A 1,191-nucleotide genomic window follows, 5' to 3' on the forward strand; every position below is an offset into this window, starting at 1 on the left:
AACTGAATGATTGAGGTTTTTTATGCCTTATATATAGCCAAGACTGTATTCTATATACCAATAACTGATAACATTTTATTATTCCATCCGATTATTTTTATGCTGTATGCATTGATAATACGTTCGTCTTGCTTTTTACATAAAAATATCGCTTACAAACACCTGTTCTTTTCTTTTGAGAAGGGTTGTTTTCAGGAGATTAGGATATTTCCTGAGTCAATGCTTAGAGAATGTAGTTATTGTATATCTTTTCTTAGGATAAATAAGTAGATTTTCTCTTCTGATATAATCGAAAAGTGCATCTTTGTCTATTTTTTATCTTTTCCAGACTAAATTTGTTTTTAAGCAAATAATAGAGCTGTCTGGTTTCTATTCTGGGCTGCTCCAGAAGGATATGTTCAACGGATTGCTTTTTACTTTCTGTAATTCTTTTTCCCATAAACAGGCTCTTTGCCACTATTGGTATATGGCTTGTCTGTTTATCCCCAACAATCAAAAGATTGAGTTTATCAAAGATCTGCAGATTGTTTGGGAGAAAACTTTTTTTGGATCTGCGTACCGTATTGTTTATCAGCGTGATCATTATATTAAGAACCTTAGTTATTGAGTTTTCTCATCCAGCCAGTTCTTTCTCTAATCTTTTGATCTTTTGGGCAGGTGTTTTTTCTGGATTGTGAGATTGTATGAATAATACGTTTGCTCCAGTCTAAGTTATCACGTTTCCCGAACCAGACCAAAACGTTATTTTTTCCTTTGAATACCATAATGTTGTTGTGCCTGTTTATAGTAAATTCTCCTATTTCTATCCAATCCACAAGTCCTAATTTAAAATGCATTGTGTAATCGCGTTGTGTACGTTTTGCTTTGTTTTTTCTCGATTTTCTATGATAAGTCTATTTTTTGCCAACTTATTTTAGAAAGGGACATATAAAATAAAGAGGCAATTCCTTATGGGATTGCTTTTTTTTGTATAGATACATAAAAAATCATTGATTTAAACGAATCTTAATTAATCAGGATTACTATAAACTTACACTTTATTGATAAAGAAGCTCCAGGGCATATTACTAATCCAATGGTTATGTTTCAGGATTTCATTCGCTATTAATTAAAAAATTAATTAGGTTGATAGTCAGTGTAGTTATCAAATACCTGTTTAATTTTTGCGGATATAATTTGCGGATTAAATAA

The 1,191-nt window shown here is 31.2% G+C and carries 1 protein-coding gene; it reads right to left on the bottom strand.

Annotation, left to right across the window (positions count from 1 at the left end; translation table 11 throughout):
* Positions 1 to 596 precede the first annotated feature (596 nt).
* Positions 597 to 836: a hypothetical protein gene (locus QOL71_RS17655; RefSeq protein WP_283418209.1), complete on the bottom strand. Its 240-nt coding sequence runs from the start codon at positions 834 to 836 to the stop codon at positions 597 to 599.
* Positions 837 to 1,191: the final 355 nt, after the last annotated feature.

It is taken from the genome of Epilithonimonas pallida, assembly GCF_900182975.1.
Taxonomy (GTDB): domain Bacteria; phylum Bacteroidota; class Bacteroidia; order Flavobacteriales; family Weeksellaceae; genus Epilithonimonas; species Epilithonimonas pallida.